The organism is Dermacoccus sp. 147Ba, from assembly GCF_004151355.1.
Taxonomy (GTDB): domain Bacteria; phylum Actinomycetota; class Actinomycetes; order Actinomycetales; family Dermatophilaceae; genus Dermacoccus; species Dermacoccus abyssi.
Map to the genome: position 1 here is coordinate 1 of NZ_SEHL01000022.1, position 1,783 is coordinate 1,783.

Genomic DNA, 1,783 nt, shown 5'->3' on the forward strand with positions numbered 1-1,783 from the left:
CGGGAAGCTAACCACCCGAACCATGAACGCCGAGCCTTCGGGCTCATTGTTCATGGGGAGCGTGGGACCCGATCGTGTAGTAGGTAAGCGATGGAGTGACGCAGGAAGGTAGCCTCCGCGGGGCGATGGTTGTCCCCGTTCAAGCATGTAGGCCGAACGTCTAGGCAAATCCGGACGTCGTATTGGCTGAGATGTGATGGTGACCACGTATGTGGGAAGTAGGGTGATCCTATGCTGTCGAGAAAAACTTCTAGCGAGGTTCGAGCCGCCCGTACCCCAAACCGACTCAGGTGGTTAGGTAGAGAATACTAAGGCGATCGAGTGAATCGTGGTTAAGGAATTCGGCAAAATGCCCCCGTAACTTCGGGAGAAGGGGGGCCCAAGCCTTGAAGCACTTGCGTGCTAGGGGTGAGGGTCGCAGAGACCAGGGAGAAGCGACTGTTTACTAAAAACACAGGTCCGTGCGAAGAAGTAATTCGATGTATACGGACTGACGCCTGCCCGGTGCTGGAAGGTTAAGAGGACTGGTTAGTCACCTTGTGTGGCGAAGCTGAGAATTTAAGCCCCAGTAAACGGCGGTGGTAACTATAACCATCCTAAGGTAGCGAAATTCCTTGTCGGGTAAGTTCCGACCTGCACGAATGGCGTAACGACTTCTCCACTGTCTCAACCACGAACTCGGCGAAATTGCAGTACGAGTAAAGATGCTCGTTACGCGCAGCAGGACGGAAAGACCCCGGGACCTTTACTACAGTTTGGTATTGGTGTTCGGTACGGCTTGTGTAGGATAGGTGGGAGACTGTGAAGCATTAGCGCCAGCTGGTGTGGAGTCATTGTTGAAATACCACTCTGGTCGTATTGAGCTCCTAACTTCGGTCCGTGATCCGGATCAGGGACAGTGCCTGATGGGTAGTTTAACTGGGGCGGTTGCCTCCCAAAGGGTAACGGAGGCGCCCAAAGGTTCCCTCAGCCTGGTTGGCAATCAGGTTTTGAGTGTAAGTGCACAAGGGAGCTTGACTGTGAGACAGACATGTCGAGCAGGCACGAAAGTGGGGACTAGTGACCCGACGGTGGCTTGTGGAAGCGCCGTCGCTCAACGGATAAAAGGTACCCCGGGGATAACAGGCTGATCTTGCCCAAGAGCTCATATCGACGGCATGGTTTGGCACCTCGATGTCGGCTCGTCGCATCCTGGGGCTGGAGTAGGTCCCAAGGGTTGGGCTGTTCGCCCATTAAAGCGGTACGCGAGCTGGGTTTAGAACGTCGTGAGACAGTTCGGTCCCTATCCGCTGTGCGCGTAGGAAACTTGAGAAGACCTGTCCCTAGTACGAGAGGACCGGGATGGACGAACCTCTGGTGTGTCAGTTGTTCTGCCAAGGGCACGGCTGATTGGCTACGTTCGGAAGTGATAACCGCTGAAAGCATCTAAGCGGGAAGCACGCTTCAAGATAAGGTTTCCATGACACTACGGTGTTGAGAGGTTCCCCAGAGACGATGGGGTTGATAGGCCGGATGTGGAAGCTCAGTAATGAGTGAAGCTGACCGGTACTAATAAACCGACAACTTAAAACATCACCAAGTGTTCTGGTGCTCGCGTCCCTGTGTAATTCTGAAACAACAACCACATCTCGTCAGATGAGTTGGTTAGTTTCATAGTGTTACGGTGGTTATAGCGAAGTGGGAAACGCCCGGTCACATTCCGAACCCGGAAGCTAAGCCCTTCAGCGCCGATGGTACTGCACTCGCCAGGGTGTGGGAGAGTAGGACACCGCCGGACTCCTTC

Annotated in this window: 2 rRNA genes; both read left to right on the forward strand. The window is 54.2% G+C overall.

The annotated features are described in order from the left end of the window. Positions 1 to 1,573, forward strand: a 23S ribosomal RNA gene (locus EVU97_RS15165); the annotation flags it as partial. 86 nt (positions 1,574 to 1,659) lie between these two features. Continuing rightward, positions 1,660 to 1,777, forward strand: a 5S ribosomal RNA gene (rrf, locus tag EVU97_RS14845). Positions 1,778 to 1,783: the final 6 nt, after the last annotated feature.